The sequence below is a fragment of the Streptomyces sp. AC1-42W genome (assembly GCF_003248355.1).
Taxonomy (GTDB): Bacteria; Actinomycetota; Actinomycetes; order Streptomycetales; family Streptomycetaceae; genus Streptomyces.
Genome location: NZ_QKWY01000001.1, coordinates 874,847 through 889,730 on the forward strand (window position 1 = coordinate 874,847; position 14,884 = coordinate 889,730).

Consider the following 14,884-nt stretch of genomic DNA (forward strand, 5'->3'; position numbering starts at 1 on the left):
GACACGGGGCGGTTCAGTCTGTGCCACCTTACTTGAACGACTTAAGGAGATGGCAGAAGCACCCGTTTGGGTTACCTAAGGGCTGTCCCGTAAATGCTCTTCGAGTCGTTCCGGGCATGGCGGGGTGCCGTACGGCTTGCTGGCCTATCCGGCGACGGCGAGGTTGTGCATCCGGGCGATGCCGAGCATGGCGTGGTGGACGCCGTCGCCTTTGAGGCGGCAGTCGCGGAGGATCTTCCAGGTCTTCATCCGGGCGAAGACGTGCTCGACGCGGGCCCGGACCTGCTTGTGGGACTTGTTGTGCGCCTGCTTCCAGTCGGGCAGGTCTTCGCCCTTCCGCCGACGATGGGGCATGACGAGTCCGGTGCCTGGGTAGCCGCCGTCGGCGATCGTCAGCGTGTTACCAACAGCGGCTTTGGCCCCGGATTCCTCCCACGCCTTGCAGTCGTTGCGGTTCCCGGCGAGCGGCCGGCCGACCACGACGACCAGGCGCGTGTCAGCGTCGATGACGACCTGGTGGTTGGTGGAGTACCGGTAGTTCTTCGACTGCTCGGCGATGGCGTGGTCGCGGGTGGGAACCAGGGTGCCGTCCACGATGAGCACGGTGTCCTTCGCGAAACGCTTGCGGGGCTGGAGCGCGAGCATCGGCCCGAGATGGTCGATGATCCGGTCCGCCGCCGACTTCGACACCCCGAACAGCGGGGCGAGCTGGCGCATGGTCAAGTTCGTGCGCCAGTACGCCGCGACCAGCAGGGCCCGGTCCTCCAGCGGCAGCGACCACGGCCGGCCCTTGCGGACCGCGTCCGCACCCTCGCGCCGCAACACGGTCACCAGCTTCCCGAAGGCGCGCGGGCTCAGCCCGGTGAACGGGGCTATCCAGGACGGCTCCGACGCCGTGATCACACCAGCCACACCAAGATCATCCCACCCGTGACCAGCAGTTACGGGACAACCCTTAGTCGCACGGAGTCGAAGTTGGGCACGACAAGTTGACGACGCTGTGCCCAACGGCTGGTTCTCAGCCCATGGCCCCGGGGTGGAGGTCGTAGACGTTCCGCCCTCGGTACTGATCGTTGAACAGTCCTTGGCGCACGGGCCGCCGTCGCACGGATGCCATCTCGTGCTTGACGAGTTCGTTCAGCCCCTTGCGGCGGGTCTCGTCGCTGAGGTCGTAGACGTCATGCCCGACGCTCGGCGCGATCCACACCGACTTGTCCGGGTCGCCCCGCTGCTCGTGCAGTAGAACCAAATACATGGCCACTGCGGCCCCCGAGAGTTCCCGCACCCATCCACGAGTCCAGAACGCTGCGCTGAGCTGCACATACAGGTGCTCTTCAAGCTCCGTGGGTCGCTTGGCGAGCGCCTTGACCATGAGCCCGGGTGACTTATACGGCTTCCCGGAACCAGCGTCATCCAGAAGGTGGATGTTGGACGGAGCTCCCCGCCGACGTTCCAGGCGTACGAAGTTCTCGCTGTTGAGCCACCTCAGTGACTCCTGGACGCGCCGGGCCCCCGTGGTGTCGGGGTCGTCCAGGCCGAGCAGCCGGGCCCACTGGTGCGCGGGATAGGAGAACACCGGCGCATCCTCGTTCCGGGCCAGCCACAACATGGACAAGTAGAGCCGGAGACGGGTGGTGCCACCCCGCCCTCCACCACCACGCAGCAGTCTCGCCAGCGGCGGGGACACCCCGGCGGGGTTCTTCCGCGCGATGAACCGGAAGCGTACGGCTGCACTTCGCGCCCCGCCGGCGGCCCGCTGAGCAGCAATCGCCGCCGCAGATTGTTCGCTAGGGGCATTAGCAATTCGCTGCGAGTGCGCAATTACAACAAACGGATCCTCGAAATCTTCAGATTCGGAAGACACGACCCTACCTCTCTACCTAATATGCCAATTTAGTAGTGGCTGCGTAGACGACTAGCATACACCGCTGTAAGCGTAGGAGCTAGGTGGCTGTAGACCGAGATTGAGGGGGGTTCCTACCGGTGCAGGGCCCCTGTAAAAGCGCTAGGCTTGCGCTGTAGCCTCGCTCTAGTGTACTTTGAGATCAGTCGAAGGGCATCCCCGACAACGGCGCGGCCAGGTCTGCCGCACTCACGGAGATGCGTGGAGATGAGCGGCGGGCAGGAGTAGAAGCCGAGGCGGAACCCACTACCAGGGGGTGGCACCCCGGGCTATCCGTAAGGTTTCGCAGACCCAAGGTGCGGGTCTGGAGACTGCCCGAACACCGCGGCGGCCCCTCGCGGGGGCCGCTTTTTTGTGTTCGCCGGCCAGGCCACGTGGCTCTCGATCAGTACCGCCGACAGGCCCCCAAGGGGGACGTCTCGTATCAGGAGCTGCGCCCGGCAGCCGACCGGAAGTCGGGCATGCCGAGGTGGACCAGGCCGTGCCGTTCGGTGAGGCGGTTCATGGCGGTGAGCTTGTCGTTCGCCGCGGCGAGGCTGACCTCCAGGCCCGCGATCTCGCCGAGCCGGCCCTGCTGCCTGGCCTCGTCGACGCGCGACTGGAGGTTGGCGATGATCTCGCGCAGGCGGGGCGCCTGCGCGGGGTCCGGCCGCAGGGCGGGACACCGGATGCAAGCGTGTTCATGGACGCAGGGTGACCCGAAGTCCCTTGTGTAGATGCCGAGTTCGAGCTTTCGCAGCTCGAAGTGTCCCAGGAACTCCTGCCACTCCTCCGGGGTGAGGTCGCGGTATTCGGCGCCCGGCCGCTGGGCTCGCCGGCGGGCGATGAACGCGCGGTGGTGGGCGATCACGTCGTCGGAGTAGATCGCGGCATAGCGCATGGTCGTGTTCACGTCTGTGTGGCCGAGGATCTTGGCGGCGATGTGCGGGGGCAGGCCGGTTCGGATCGCGTCGGTCGCGAAGATCCTTCGGAAGTCGTGCGGGGTGAACCTCAGCGGCTCGCCGCTGGCGTCCGTCAGCCCGGAGGCCAGCAGAACATTGTCGATGCACCGGGCGACGAAGTTGCGGTTCGTGGCGGAGTTCTGCATGTAGATCCGCCGTTGGAAGAGGAACGGCAGCAGCGGGCTGTGGATGTGTTCGTGGTGGTCGTAGCGGGAGACCAGCGGCAGGACCGCCTTCCCGTTGCGGACCCGGTGGATGATCGTGGCCAGGACGTCGCCGAGTTCCGGGGAGACCAGGATCAGCCGTTCGCGGTCGGTCTTGGACGGGGCGATCTGGAGCATCGGGACGACTTCGCCGGTGCTGGGCAGGGTGTCGGCGACGAAGCTGTGGCGCGTCAGCTCCATCAGTTCCTTGACCCGGATGCCGGTGTGCCGCAGGACTTCAATGATGGCCCAGCCCCAGAAGGCTTCGTCCTCTTCCAGGCCGAAGTTCCGGCGGCGGCCGGTCTCGGCGTCGTAGACGAACGTGGTCTTGGTGATGTCCCCGCCGCTGCGGATGAACGTCTCGCCGTCGACGGTGAAGTGTTCGCGCGGGGCGACGGCCCGCGCCACTTCGAGCCGGGCGACGGCTTCCTTCCTCAGGCGCTCGGCCGTCGCGACGAGGGTCGGAAGGACGGGTGCCCGCTGTCGCGTGCGCTGGTGCATCCGGGCCTTCGAGGCGCGTTCGCGCTTGGTGCCCACGCACTCGTTCGCGCGGATCGGGCAGGGGACCCCCCAGGGGCCCCAGCGGGCCGGATCGGTGACCGCCCACTGGGCCAGATCGAGGTAGAAGGCCCTCACCGCGAGCAAGATCCGCTCGGGTTTCTCCCGCTTCTGTCCTTGCCGCTGCTTGCTCTCCCTGATCGTCTTGAGGCGGTGCTTCCAGGCGGCGGCGACCTCCGGGGCCAAGTCGATGCTGTCGATGCCCGGATGGTGTTTCTCCAGGTCGCGCCAGTAGTTGAGGCAGAGCACGGTGGCCAGTCCCCGCAGTGAGGCGTAGTCCAGCTCGGGCTTGCGGATGGTGAAGTAGGCGATCAGCAGTTCACGGACGCGCGGGGAGACGATGTTGTAGGAGTCCACCATCTGCTGGACGGTCCGCTGGCCGGGGGCTCGTGCGGCGGCGAGGGTGGGCGGGGCGTCGTCGCCGAGGATGCCCATCTCGAACAGCAGCGTGTAGAAGAGCGTGACGTGACGGGCGGCGCGGTGGCTGACCCGCATGGCGGCGGCGAACTCCACGCAGTCGTCGACGGTGATGTCCGCGATCCGGCCGCCCTTGTTCAACAGGATCATCGCGACGCAGTTCAGGGCGCCGGCGCGGTGCTGTCCGGTGCGGTCGGTCTTCTCGCAGTGGGCTTCCAGCCGGGCGAAGCCGCCCGGGTCGATCATGAGGCGGGTCTGGATGAGGGTGAAGTTGAAGTGCTGGGCCAGCAGCCACCGGTAGGCCGGATGATCTGGCCGACCAAGAGTCCCATCATGCCCGTGTGGATCTCGCAGTTCAGCGACTTGAGCGACCGGGTCTCCAGGTTGGGATAGGTGGCCTGGACCTGGTCGACCCACGTGCGCTGGGCGTCCTCCAGACCGCCGTTGGTCCATCGTTCCTGCCAGGTCGCACCCTCGGACTGGGCCAGCCACTTCAGCAGGGTCCGGGCCGAGCGCCGGCGCCGTCTGAGGTGGTCGTCGTTGCCCCGGAACGGAAGCCGTCCGATCAGCTCGATGACCCCCTCTTCGTCCAGTTCTGTGCGGTCCCAGGTGTCCGGAGTCGGCCTGGGTGTGGGGACGCGGTCGCCCTCGGAGGCTTCCGCCAGCAGTTCGGCGAACTCGGCGGCGGTCAGGTCCCGCCGCGGGGCCTGGTATCCGGAGTGGCGGTAATGCGTACGACTGCCTGCGGGAATGCCGACCTCGTCGGAGGCGAGGACCTCCTCGAACGACTCCGTTGCCGTCTCGCTCATGCCGGCATCCCTCCGAACAGGGCCTCGAAGACCTCCGGGCGGTAGCCCGGGCCGGCTGCGGGGCGGGGCGCTCGGGCGAGCGGGCCGCCGCGTGATGGGCGAGCATCTTGGCCACCACGTCCTCCTGGCGGGGTTCGAGGTAGATCTGCGTGGACGTGATGTGCGCGTGCCCGAGGACCCATTGGACGTCGGCGAGCGACAGCTGGGGGTCGTCGATCATGGGGTGGGCGGCGGTGTGCCGCAGGTCGTGGAGGGTCCAGTTGGTGCCCAGGACCTTGTTCGCCCGCACCAGGACCGCGCGGAAGACGGCGTAGTTCAGCGGCCGGACCGGGCGCCGCAGCGTCACCCACAACGGCTTGCCGGGGCCGAAGCGGACGCCGTCCTTGCGGGCCGCCTGCTGGTAGAGCCGCAGCCAGACGAACGCGTCCGCCGACGCCGGCAGCCACTGGAGTTCGCGGCTTCCCTTGCGGTGAACGCCGATCAGCTGCTGCCCGATGTCGACGAACTGGCCAGTGACGCCGAGGAGTTCGGAGGCGCGGGCGCCGGTGGAGACGTAGAAGGCGAGGATCGCGCGGTCCCGGTCGCTGGGCATCCTCGCGAACAGCTCGTCGAAGAGCCGGTCCGGGATCGCGCGGGGAATCCGCTTGGGCTCCTTCTGTCGGTAGGGCGCCCGGCGGTGGCGCTGGTAGAGCTCCATCGGGTTGTGGTGGGCGTGCAGCTGCCCGGCGGCGTCGGCCTCCCTCGGCCGGGGCACCGGGTTGACGATCGGCCCGCGACCGGCGACCGACTGGAAGTCGTAGAACTCCTTCACCACGGTCAGGTTGTGGTTGATGGTCCTGGGCGCGTACCCGGTGCCCGCGTAGAGCTTGCCGGTGATGATGTTCACCGAGCCGGGCCTTGGCGCGTCCGGCCGCCGTCGCCGCGCGGGCTTGCGGGCCTGCTGGAGCCACAGGACGAAGTCCCGGACCTCCGTCCGGCCGGCTCGTTCCCACGGGTGCTCGATCGCCCAGAGGAAGCGCTGCCAGCGCAGCAGAGCCCGCCCGTACGACTTCAGCGTCTCCATGCTCAGGTCGCGGGCGCGGAGATCCTTGAGGAAGTCCGAGACTGCCTCCACTTCGTGGTCGTCGCGGTCGGTGACCCGGTACGGCTGTACGGGGTCGTCGACCTCCGCCAGCCGCCCGACGGGAGGCACGACAAGGTTGGCCACATTGCGGCCCGGTTCGAGAAGCATGCCGGGATACTTGCAGTCCGCTGACCATCATCCTCGCCAGATTCACTCCTGCCGGTGACCTGCATCTTTGCCGAATTTAGTTCGGTCAACATGCCAGTAACTGCAGCCGCCGAAGCAGAAGCGCTCGCGGCGCCGCGCGTCGGCGATCGAGAGAGGCGGCGTCCACGCGGGTCGCTTCAGCGGTATGAGTATCCGGGCGAGCCCGCTTCACCAGGCGGACGATCGACCGGTCCGTTTCGGGCTAAAACGGGCCTGCGTTCGCTGATGAAGCGATGCTGCGGCACTTTGATCGGTATCGCTAGGATGCGATATGGAGCGAAAGTGGCGTCTCAGCCAAGGCTGTTGACTCCATAAGCTGGGGGATGTCGTGAGCGGTGAGAACGGACAGGCCGGACTGCGGGTCGAGAGCGACAGGCTGACTGCCCTCGCCGATGACCTCGAAGCGATGCAGGCACATCTGGACGCTCAGGTGAAGCGCATGGATGCTGTCGTTGACGGGATCGAGGCGGCCTGGCGCGGGCCTGCGGCCGAGGCATACCGGGCCTTGCACCGGGGTGTCGCCGAGGACGCCGTACGTATCCGCATGGTCATCCAGCGCCTTGAACAGGCCGTACGACTGAGCAGGGACGGGTTTTCAGAGCAGGAGCTCGATGTCATGGACCGGCTGCGGAAGATCCAGATAGAGACCGATGTACAGGCCGAAGCGGCCGAGCTCTCGACGCCGAATCCGGTAGCCGACGCCGCGCCGAGTCGCATCATCAGCGCATTTGGAGTACGGGGGTAATCGATGCCGGACGACGAGCACATAACGGTTGGCTTCGCGACGTTGCAGAGGCTGTCCGGTGAGCTCGAGGACATCCTCAAGAGGCTCAACGAGCAGCTGGATTTGCTGTACAGCCGGGCAGAGAAGGTAGTTCTCACCTGGGAAGGAGAGACCCGCGAGGTCTTCATCGACGAGCTCGACAAGTGGGGCCACTCGGCCCAAGACCTGCGGGCGTCGCAGAAGTGGCTGCATGAGGTCGTCACCAAGGGACACATCAACTACGCGGCGGCACACCGTGCAGTACTGCGGGGTTGGGGCGCCGGCTGATGACGGGTGCGGGCTCCGGAACTGGGCAGGGCACACAGGGCCCAGCCCAGAACGGCACCATTGATGTCAAGCCGTCGGACCTGTTCCGAGTCGCGGGCGGCGTGGCGATGCAGCAGCCGCTGATGGACAGAGCTGCCAAGGCACTCCTGGACGAGCTGAGGAGGTACCCGGACGCCGGCGGCTACGGCACCGCTCCCGAGGCTTTCGCCGCCTCTTACGTAAAGGCCGGCAACCGCTTCCTCGAAGTATGGGCGAGAAGTGTCGTCAGCATCGGCGGCGCCGCGGTGGGCTTCACCTCCACGGCCAACAACTACGCCCGGGCGGAGGCGGCCAACGACGTCACGGGCCAGACGACCGCGGTCACTCAGGTACTTCCGACGGTCATCGAGAGGGCGCCGGACTACGGGGCCGTGCCGAATCTGAAGTGGGGTGACGACGACGGCGGCGATGGGTGGATCCGCTCCCTGCTCGAATGGGTGCCGGGTCCGATCCGCGACGTGCTGCGCCCGGTCGTGAAGCACGCCTTCCGAATGGGCAAGGTCGCAGAGGTCTACCCGTACCCGCAGCAGCACTACCTCAACTCGCTGTCCGAGGCATGGATGGCGACGACTATGACCCTCTCCATGGCCGAGAGCGGCCTGACAGGCAACGTCAGCAGTATCACGCAGCAGAGCAACAGCGAGTGGTACGACGCCATGCGTCAGTTCTGCAGCTCGCTGTGGGGAACGACGGCGTGGGGAGCGAGTACCGCAGGCTACGAGTGGAAGCATGACTCGGCCTCGTCGGCTACCGCCACGCATCCGGTGATGACGGTGCTGTTCGATACTGCCCAGAAGGTCGGCGATCTGCTCTATCAGTTCGCCGAGGCAGCGGTGTACGTCAACGGTGCGGTCTGGGACGTGTACTGGGAAGCCGTTGAGGAGGCCGTGCCCAAGATTGACGTGGACCTCAAGGACGGCGTCGGAATGGACGACGTCAAGGGGCTCATCAAGGGCGTGGTCAAGGGGGTTGCCAAGGGTGCCGCCGAGCTCGGTGCGGGCATTGTCCTCAACATCGACACCGCGCGACTGAATGCGATCGTCAGCACGTACAACTCCCGCGTTCACGCACTGGTGCCGCAATTGGACGCACTATTGGGGCCGCTGGACGAGGCGTACCGGAGCGCGCCTACGTTCAACGCGGAGGAGGCACGTGCCGAGGCGTTCGGGGCAAGGGCACTGAGCGAATTCAGGACCGAGCACACATACACGGTTCCGGGTGAGGATCCGAAGGATCATTTCTACCCGCTCGACCTCGCAGGTCAGGAAGGTATCGGAGGCAGCCACGGTGTGGACAAGCACATAGGGCTCACCGACGACCAGTTGACCCAGCGACTGCGTGACCAGGGCAACGCGCCGTCCGCTTCGGCATACAAGGATCTCGGTTCCGCCCAACGGTTCACCCAGACCGCGCTCGATGACATCGACAATGCGGCCAGGATCGAGGAGTGGATCAAGCGAGTGGAGCAGAAGGAGAAGAACAACCCTGGCTGGGATCCGAACAACTCCAAGATTTCGCCGCCGCTGACCCTCACCTTCCCGGACGTCACCGGCCGCACTGTCGAGCGCGCCGACTATGATGCGCACGGTATGGGGGCTACCGCGACTGAGGTGCACTCCGCGCAGGTCGCCCTGAAGTACAGGAAGGGCATGGACCCTCCCTTCGTGGTGATCACGTCTTACCCCAACGTCGCTCGCTTAGTTCATGATCGCGTAGAGTCTCGGTCTTGTGCCGAGAGATCACATAGTTGGTGAGACGTACCCGGAGCGGGTCCGGATGGGGGTGCTGTCGCGTACGTTCACGCCCGAGCTGGTCGACTTCGTGGTCGATGAGGCGGGGGCGCGCGAGGAGCGGACCCGGTCGTTGCCGGCCCGGCTGATGGTGTATTTCGTCCTGACGATGTGGCTGTTCAGCGGTGACGGATACGGCCTGGTGCTGCGGGAGTTGGTGGAGCACTGGCCGCGCCGGGCGCGGGAGGTGTGGCGTCCGGCGCGCACGGGGTCTCTGACAACGGCGCGGGCCCGGCTGGGTGCGGGGCCGCTGCGACTGCTCTTCGACCGGGTCGCCGGTTGCACCGGCACTGCGGCCACGCCGGGGGCTTTCTGGCGCGGGCTGCGGCTGACCTCCATGGACGGCACACTGCTGGACGTTCCTGACAGCGAGGCGAACGCTGCCGCCTACACCCGTGCCTCCAACGGAAATCGGCCTGGACCGTACCCGCAGGTGAGGCTCCTCGCGCTGGTGGAGTGCGGCACGAAGGCGTTGATCGGTGCGGTCTTCGACTCCTTCGCCGTCGGCGAGCGCACCTTGGCCGCCCGCCTCCTGGTGCACCTGCGGGAAGGCATCCTGTTGATGGCCGACCGGGGCTTTCCAGCCTATGAGCTGTGGCGGGCAGCCGCGGTCACCGGGGCCGAACTCCTGTGGCGGGTCTCGGATTCCTTCACCCTGCGGCCGCATGAGGTTCTGGCCGACGGCACCTTCCTCACCCGCCTGAACGGGCCGCGCGGCGCCCGGATCACCGTGCGCGCCGTGGAGTACACCGTGGTCACCACCACGATCGGCGCGGACGGCGACAGTGAGGAGACCTCGGAGCTGTTCTGCCTGATCACCACGCTCCTGGACCCCGAGGCGGCACCCGCCGCAGAGCTGGCAGAGCTGTACACCGCCCGCTGGACCAGCGAGACGATCTTCAAGCACATCAAGATCGAACAGCGGGGAGGACGCACCGCGACCCTCCGGTCCAACAGTCCCGCCATGGTCGAGCAGGAACTGTGGGCCATGCTCTGCGTCTACCAGGCCGTACACGACCTGGCCGTGGACGCCGCCCACCACGCGAACCTCCCCGTCTCGCACATCAGCTTCAAGAACACCCTCGCCGCCGCCCGACGTTCCGTCGGCGCGGACTTTCCCCCCTCGGCAACTGGCCGCCAGGATCCGTGACATCCAGGCCGACCTGACCCGCGAGGCCGTCCGTCCCCGCCCCGGACGTGCCGCACCCCGCGCCACCAAACGCAGCACCACCGGATACCGCACCCTCAAACCGGACGAGCCCGCCACCACCAAGGTCACCCACACGATCAGCCTCTCGCTCTTCCCCGAAGAACGACGACCACGCAAGCCGCGGGCGAAGCCGAGACCCCTGCAACTCGCCCCGCAGGAAACGACGTCACCGACACTCAAAGACATGGCGACGGCCATCTAATAGAGTGACGTTGCGTCTTACCCTGTGTCTCCATAAATCCCTCGGACGCTTCTCGTGGAGGTGATCTCAACGTGATCTCGTATACCGGCACCCTCTTCAATGACGGCCCGGTCAGACGCGTGCTCGAGACGGCTGTGCGCGCCCGGGAGTCGCAGGGCGCCCTCGACCTGGACGACGAAATCAGGCGTTTCGTCCGTACCTCTGGTGCCACCGATGTCTCGCGCTGGCTGCTTCCGGTTGTGGCCGTTGCCGCCCTGCTCGATCACACGGCCGACCTGCTTCGGTCGGAAGGCGCGGCATTTTTTCCGCGCGAGTTCAACGAACGGCTGGACAAGGCGCGCGACAGCGTTCCGGGGGAGGACTTCCTGCGCATGCTGGCCGGCCGGGTCAGAACGGCCGACCAGGAGCCGGATGCGGAATTCGACGAGCTGCCCCTGGCGCAATGGGAGGCGGCAGCCCGTTTCCCGGAGCTCTTCGGGTTCGGCGCCAACTGGATCTATGGCGGTGAATTCCCCTTGCCGACTGACTCGATTGCGGCCTTCATCGAAGCGGAGCACCCCTTCTGCGGCGAGGCATTCTTCCGGCTGGCCGCTGATGCCCAGGCGGTTCTCGTGCTCTTCCCGGAGCCCTCAGCGTTGTCCAGCAACGTGCTGCGATGGATTCCCTGGGCCTCGCACGACGCACTGCGCCAGATCACCCGGAGCATTGAGGGCCACATGCGGGCGGAGCACTCCGGCCCCTGACGTACACACCGCCGACAGGAAGTTCTGCGCATGACCGTAAGGACCCGCTCGGCCACCTACCCCGACCGGGAAACGGCCCACTGGGCCACCCAGCAGGTGGTGACCAACAACGAGCAGAAGATCCACCGCTGGCTCGCCCAGGGAACTCGCAGCCGCCTTGCCATCGAGGCCGCCTGGCCCTCTCGCGAGGCTCCCGTCGGCCGCGTACTGCTGCAGGCGATGATGCTTGCCGGGCGCGAGCCCGTCGAGGTGCGCGCGGCGCGTGTCGTTCTCAAGCGTGAGCCGAGCAGCCCGCACGGCTTCGTTGTGCTCACCACCGTCCCGATCTACCTGTAGAGGCTCATTCCTTGTCCATGAAGCCGTTCGAGTTCGATCGCCGCTACGGTGAGTTGGACCAGGTGATCAGCGCGTACACCGGAGTGTCGGCCGACGATGAGCCGGGCAAGCCGAGCGAAGCCTTCCAGGCATATCTCCGCCACACCTGGCACACCCGTCCCTGGGCCCTGGGCACGGCCGAACAGCAGATCCGCGAGTACGCCCGCAACCCGCCGGGCCGCCTGCGCCTTAGCCTCGGAGAGTTCTACTTCATGCCTGACGTTGGGCTGCCCGGGTCAGCAATCCGGAGCTGGCTGTTCACAATCGCGGATCACCTGAAGCGGTCGATCGAGGAGGGCGAGGTCCCGCCCCCGTCCGGCCCTCGTACCCACTGGGAGTGGCACGCGCGCTTCCCCGAGCTCGGCCAGTTCCTCGGTGGCTGGTTCTCGCAGGACATGCCGGACGAGTTCCCGGATCACGAAGCGGCCGTAGGCGACTACACCGCCACCACCGATCCGCAACTGGTTGCCCGTCTCGCGGGCGAGGTCCACGAGCTGCTTGGCCTCGGCCTCGAAGAGTCCGAGTACGCCCTCGCGATGGCTGAGCTGGGCATGGAGGTGGACCCGCCCGAGCCGTACTCCCCGAGCGGCTGGCTGGCCCGTCTCGCAGACGGTCTGGGAGGATTCAAGGCGGACTACGGCCCCGGGCCGGCCGCAGGCTGACCGCATGACCGCTGCGCCGCCTTCATCAGGAAGTCTCCGTGATCGGCTCCCCGCGCTCTCCAGGTTCGTCCCCCTCCGGCAGCCAGGACAGGGCCAGCAGGGCCGCGTCGTCGTACGTGTCGTCGGCGCTGTAGGTCTGGGCGTCCTTCAGGAGCCAGGTGAGCAGGTGGTGGGGGTCCACCGGGGCGGGGTGGGCTTGCTGGTAGGTCGTCAGGCGGGTGGTGAGGGGGTAGAAGGCGCCGGAGGTGTTGCGGGTTTCGGTGATTCCGTCGGTGTAGAGCAGGAGGGTGTCGCCGGGGCGCAGCCGGGTGGCGGGCGGGGCCGGGCCGTCCGTCGCGGAGGTGGAGGGCAGGGCGCGCAGGCCGAGGGGGAGGCCGGGGGTGGCCGGAAGCTCCTGGACCGTACCGTCGCGCAGCACGAGTGAGGGCGGGTGGCCGCAGGAGTACGCGTGGGTGAGGCCGTCCGGGGCGATCTGGATCAGCAGCGCGGTGACGAATGCCTCGTCGTCGGGCAGGAAGCGGTTGAGGCCGGTGTCGAGCCGGCCGGCCAGGAGGTCGAGCGAGGGTTCCAGGTACGCCGCCTCGTGGAACGAGCCGAGGGCCGTGGCGGCGGTGGAGACGGCCCCGAGCCCCTTGCCGCGTACGTCGGCGATGAGCGCGCGTACGCCGTAGTCGGTGTCCGCGACGGCGTAGAGGTCGCCGCCGATGCGGGCGTACTGGGCGGCCGCTCGGTAGCTCGCGGCGGTACGGAAGCGGCCCACGGTCTCCGGAGGCGGCCGCAGCACGGCCCGCTGTGCCGCCTCGGCGACGGAGGAGACCTCCTGGAGCCGGACGGACTCCCGCTCCCGGCGCCGGACCACGAAGCAGCTGAGCACCGCGATGACGCAGATCACCACGGTGGTGCCGACGGCGGAGCCGATGCGCTCCGGTTCGGCCGGCAGCAGCGCCCAGCGGACGCCGGCCGCCACCACCGCGGAGCCGAGGATCATGGGCGGGCCGTAGGCGAACGCGACGACGGCCGGGACTCCGACGAGGACGGAGGCTATGTGGGAGGAGGGCGGGGTGCTCACCTGGAGGACGGTCACCACGAGGCAGAGCACGAACGCGGTGGCCAGCACCGCCAGCCGGGAGGCCCTGCCGGTCGCGGACCGGGTGCCGTCCTGCCCGTCACCGGCCGCCATGCGTGCTCCCCTCGCCTTCCGGCCGCACCGGGCCGCCTTTCGCACGGGAGGCGGCGCGTCCTCCGCCATTGTCGACCAGGCCCGCCCATCTCGCGCGCGGACCGCTCGGTGCGGGGCCGGTCGTCAGGCCGGCGGGTTCTCCCGGAGGGGCTTGGCGTAGCAGCGGCTGCTGTCGTACGTGCGGTAGTGGCCGAACTTCTCGCACGGGGCGTAGCCGCTGGAGAGGTACAGGGCGATGGCCTCCGGCTGGCGGTCGCCGGTCTCCAGGACCATGCGGGTGCGGCCGGCCGCGCGGGCGTCGGCCTCCAGGGCGGCGAGGATGCGGCGGGCGAGGCCCTGGCCGCGGCCCTCGGGTATGACGTACATCCGCTTCAGTTCGGCGTCGCCGTCCGAGTAGCCCTCGGCGTTGCGTTCCTGGGAGCGCCAGCCGCCCGTGGCCACCGGCCGGTCGTGTGCGTCGTACGCGATCAGGTACAGGCCGTGCGGCGGGTTGAACATCGTGGCGTCCAGCGGTGTGACGTCGCCCTCATCACCGTACAACTCGGCGTATTCGAGCTGTACGCGGTCGTTGAGTTTGACGGCATCGGGGTGATCGTAGGCGCGGACCTGGATGTTCATGCAGTGCATCGTACATCTATGCGTTCGAGTGGCTCCCAATGGCCGGTATCGTGCCGGAATGCTCACCGTGACCAGTGTGAATGTAAACGGTCTCCGCGCCGCGGCCAAGAAGGGCTTCGTCGAGTGGCTGGCGCAGACCGACGCCGATGTGATCTGCCTCCAGGAGGTGCGCGCCGAGCCCGAGCAGCTGCCCGCGGAGGTCCGTGAGCCCGAGGGGTGGCACACCGTCCACGCGCCGGCCGCCGCCAAGGGGCGGGCCGGGGTCTCCCTCTACTCGCGGCGCGCCCCCGAGCGTGTACAGATCGGCTTCGGCGGGTACGGCGACGCCGGGTGCGAGGAGTTCGACGCGAGCGGGCGGTACGTCGAGATCGACCTCCCGGGCGTCACGGTCGCGAGCCTCTACCTCCCCTCCGGCGAGGTCGGCACCGAGCGCCAGGAGGAGAAGGAGCGGTTCATGGCCGCGTTCCTGCCCTACCTCGTCGGCCTCAAGGCCCGCGCCGCCGCCGAGGGTCGCGAAGTCGTCGTCTGCGGTGACTGGAACATCGCCCACCAGGAGGCCGACCTCAAGAACTGGCGCGCCAACCGCAAGAGCAGCGGCTTCCTGCCCGAGGAGCGCGCCTGGCTGACGCGCGTCTTCGACGAGGCGGCGTACGTGGACGTGGTGCGCGCCCTGCACCCCGGCGTCGAGGGCCCCTACTCCTGGTGGTCGTACCGGGGCCGCGCCTTCGACAACGACACGGGCTGGCGCATCGACTACCAGGTGGCCACGCCCGGCCTCGCCGCCCGCGCGGTCAAGGCGTGGGTGGAACGGGCCGCCACGCACGGCGAGCGGTGGAGCGACCATGCGCCGGTGACGGTGGTGTACGAGCAGTAGGAGCGGGTAGGGCCGCGGGCCCGGCGCCCCGGCCCCGTT

Annotated in this window: 14 protein-coding genes and 1 pseudogene; 8 read left to right on the forward strand and 7 right to left on the reverse strand. The window is 67.9% G+C overall.

The window, feature by feature from the left end; all coding sequences use genetic code 11:
* Positions 1–144 precede the first annotated feature (144 nt).
* The 5 genes and pseudogenes from DNK56_RS03940 to DNK56_RS36645 form a co-directional block, all read right to left on the reverse strand.
* Entirely contained in the window at positions 145–912 is a 768-nt protein-coding gene (locus DNK56_RS03940; RefSeq protein WP_111330468.1) for a transposase, read from the reverse strand.
* Positions 913–1,018: 106 nt separating this feature from the next.
* Positions 1,019–1,576: a hypothetical protein gene (locus DNK56_RS03945; protein ID WP_111415650.1), complete on the reverse strand. Its 558-nt coding sequence runs from the start codon at positions 1,574–1,576 to the stop codon at positions 1,019–1,021.
* A 751-nt stretch (positions 1,577–2,327) separates the two neighbouring features.
* Positions 2,328–4,268 carry a tyrosine-type recombinase/integrase gene (locus tag DNK56_RS35740; protein ID WP_111330472.1) on the reverse strand — a complete coding sequence of 647 codons (1,941 nt, stop codon included), beginning with the start codon at positions 4,266–4,268 and terminating at the stop codon, positions 2,328–2,330.
* On the reverse strand, positions 4,265–4,831 hold the full coding sequence (locus tag DNK56_RS35745) for a hypothetical protein (protein WP_111330474.1): 567 nt from the start codon (positions 4,829–4,831) through the stop codon (positions 4,265–4,267). Before DNK56_RS35745 ends, DNK56_RS35740 begins: the two co-directional genes overlap by 4 nt.
* A 187-nt stretch (positions 4,832–5,018) precedes the next feature.
* A pseudogene (locus DNK56_RS36645) lies at positions 5,019–6,062 on the reverse strand (tyrosine-type recombinase/integrase); the annotation flags it as partial.
* A gap of 367 nt (positions 6,063–6,429) precedes the next feature.
* Here DNK56_RS36645 and DNK56_RS03965 point away from each other — a divergent pair.
* The 7 genes from DNK56_RS03965 (at position 6,430) to DNK56_RS04000 (ending at position 12,173) form a co-directional block, all read left to right on the forward strand.
* Positions 6,430–6,846, forward strand: coding sequence for a WXG100 family type VII secretion target (locus tag DNK56_RS03965; RefSeq protein WP_111330476.1), 417 nt, complete (start codon positions 6,430–6,432; stop codon positions 6,844–6,846).
* A 3-nt stretch (positions 6,847–6,849) separates the two neighbouring features.
* Complete coding sequence (locus DNK56_RS03970; protein ID WP_111330478.1) at positions 6,850–7,152, forward strand: WXG100 family type VII secretion target; 303 nt, start codon at positions 6,850–6,852, stop codon at positions 7,150–7,152.
* The gene (locus tag DNK56_RS35755; RefSeq protein WP_241989753.1) at positions 7,152–8,945 is read left to right on the forward strand and encodes an RNase A-like domain-containing protein; all 1,794 of its coding nucleotides are present in this window, start codon (positions 7,152–7,154) and stop codon (positions 8,943–8,945) included. Before DNK56_RS03970 ends, DNK56_RS35755 begins: the two co-directional genes overlap by 1 nt.
* Positions 8,946–8,967: 22 nt before the next feature.
* Positions 8,968–10,131: an IS4 family transposase gene (locus DNK56_RS03985; RefSeq protein WP_111329449.1), complete on the forward strand. Its 1,164-nt coding sequence runs from the start codon at positions 8,968–8,970 to the stop codon at positions 10,129–10,131.
* A gap of 333 nt (positions 10,132–10,464) precedes the next feature.
* Positions 10,465–11,136, forward strand: coding sequence for a hypothetical protein (locus DNK56_RS03990; protein ID WP_111330480.1), 672 nt, complete (start codon positions 10,465–10,467; stop codon positions 11,134–11,136).
* 30 nt (positions 11,137–11,166) lie between these two features.
* A complete protein-coding gene (locus DNK56_RS03995; protein WP_111330482.1) occupies positions 11,167–11,472 on the forward strand; it encodes an RNase A-like domain-containing protein in 306 nt (101 codons plus the stop codon).
* 11 nt (positions 11,473–11,483) lie between these two features.
* Positions 11,484–12,173, forward strand: coding sequence for a contact-dependent growth inhibition system immunity protein (locus DNK56_RS04000; RefSeq protein ID WP_111330484.1), 690 nt, complete (start codon positions 11,484–11,486; stop codon positions 12,171–12,173).
* A gap of 25 nt (positions 12,174–12,198) precedes the next feature.
* On the opposite strand, the gene DNK56_RS04005 is transcribed toward DNK56_RS04000, so the two are convergent.
* Together DNK56_RS04005 and DNK56_RS04010 are read right to left on the reverse strand one after the other, a co-directional pair.
* Positions 12,199–13,353, reverse strand: coding sequence for a PP2C family protein-serine/threonine phosphatase (locus tag DNK56_RS04005; RefSeq protein WP_111330486.1), 1,155 nt, complete (start codon positions 13,351–13,353; stop codon positions 12,199–12,201).
* Positions 13,354–13,476: 123 nt separating this feature from the next.
* Positions 13,477–13,971, reverse strand: coding sequence for a GNAT family N-acetyltransferase (locus DNK56_RS04010; protein WP_111330488.1), 495 nt, complete (start codon positions 13,969–13,971; stop codon positions 13,477–13,479).
* 58 nt (positions 13,972–14,029) lie between these two features.
* On the opposite strand from DNK56_RS04010, the gene DNK56_RS04015 reads away from it, so the two are divergent.
* Positions 14,030–14,845, forward strand: coding sequence for an exodeoxyribonuclease III (locus DNK56_RS04015; RefSeq protein WP_111330490.1), 816 nt, complete (start codon positions 14,030–14,032; stop codon positions 14,843–14,845).
* The last annotated feature ends 39 nt before the right edge of the window (positions 14,846–14,884 follow it).

Excerpts from the sequence above, each read along its gene's own strand:
- DNK56_RS35740 (WP_111330472.1), bottom strand. The coding sequence starts at position 4,268 with ATGATCGACCCGGGCGGCTTCGCCCGGCTGGAAGCCCACTGCGAGAAG.
- DNK56_RS03995 (WP_111330482.1), top strand. The coding sequence starts at position 11,167 with ATGACCGTAAGGACCCGCTCGGCCACCTACCCCGACCGGGAAACGGCC.
- DNK56_RS03985 (WP_111329449.1), top strand. The coding sequence starts at position 8,968 with ATGGGGGTGCTGTCGCGTACGTTCACGCCCGAGCTGGTCGACTTCGTG.
- DNK56_RS04005 (WP_111330486.1), bottom strand. The coding sequence starts at position 13,353 with ATGGCGGCCGGTGACGGGCAGGACGGCACCCGGTCCGCGACCGGCAGG.
- DNK56_RS35745 (WP_111330474.1), bottom strand. The coding sequence starts at position 4,831 with ATGAGCGAGACGGCAACGGAGTCGTTCGAGGAGGTCCTCGCCTCCGAC.
- DNK56_RS03970 (WP_111330478.1), top strand. The coding sequence starts at position 6,850 with ATGCCGGACGACGAGCACATAACGGTTGGCTTCGCGACGTTGCAGAGG.
- DNK56_RS04015 (WP_111330490.1), top strand. The coding sequence starts at position 14,030 with ATGCTCACCGTGACCAGTGTGAATGTAAACGGTCTCCGCGCCGCGGCC.
- DNK56_RS04010 (WP_111330488.1), bottom strand. The coding sequence starts at position 13,971 with ATGAACATCCAGGTCCGCGCCTACGATCACCCCGATGCCGTCAAACTC.
- DNK56_RS35755 (WP_241989753.1), top strand. The coding sequence starts at position 7,152 with ATGACGGGTGCGGGCTCCGGAACTGGGCAGGGCACACAGGGCCCAGCC.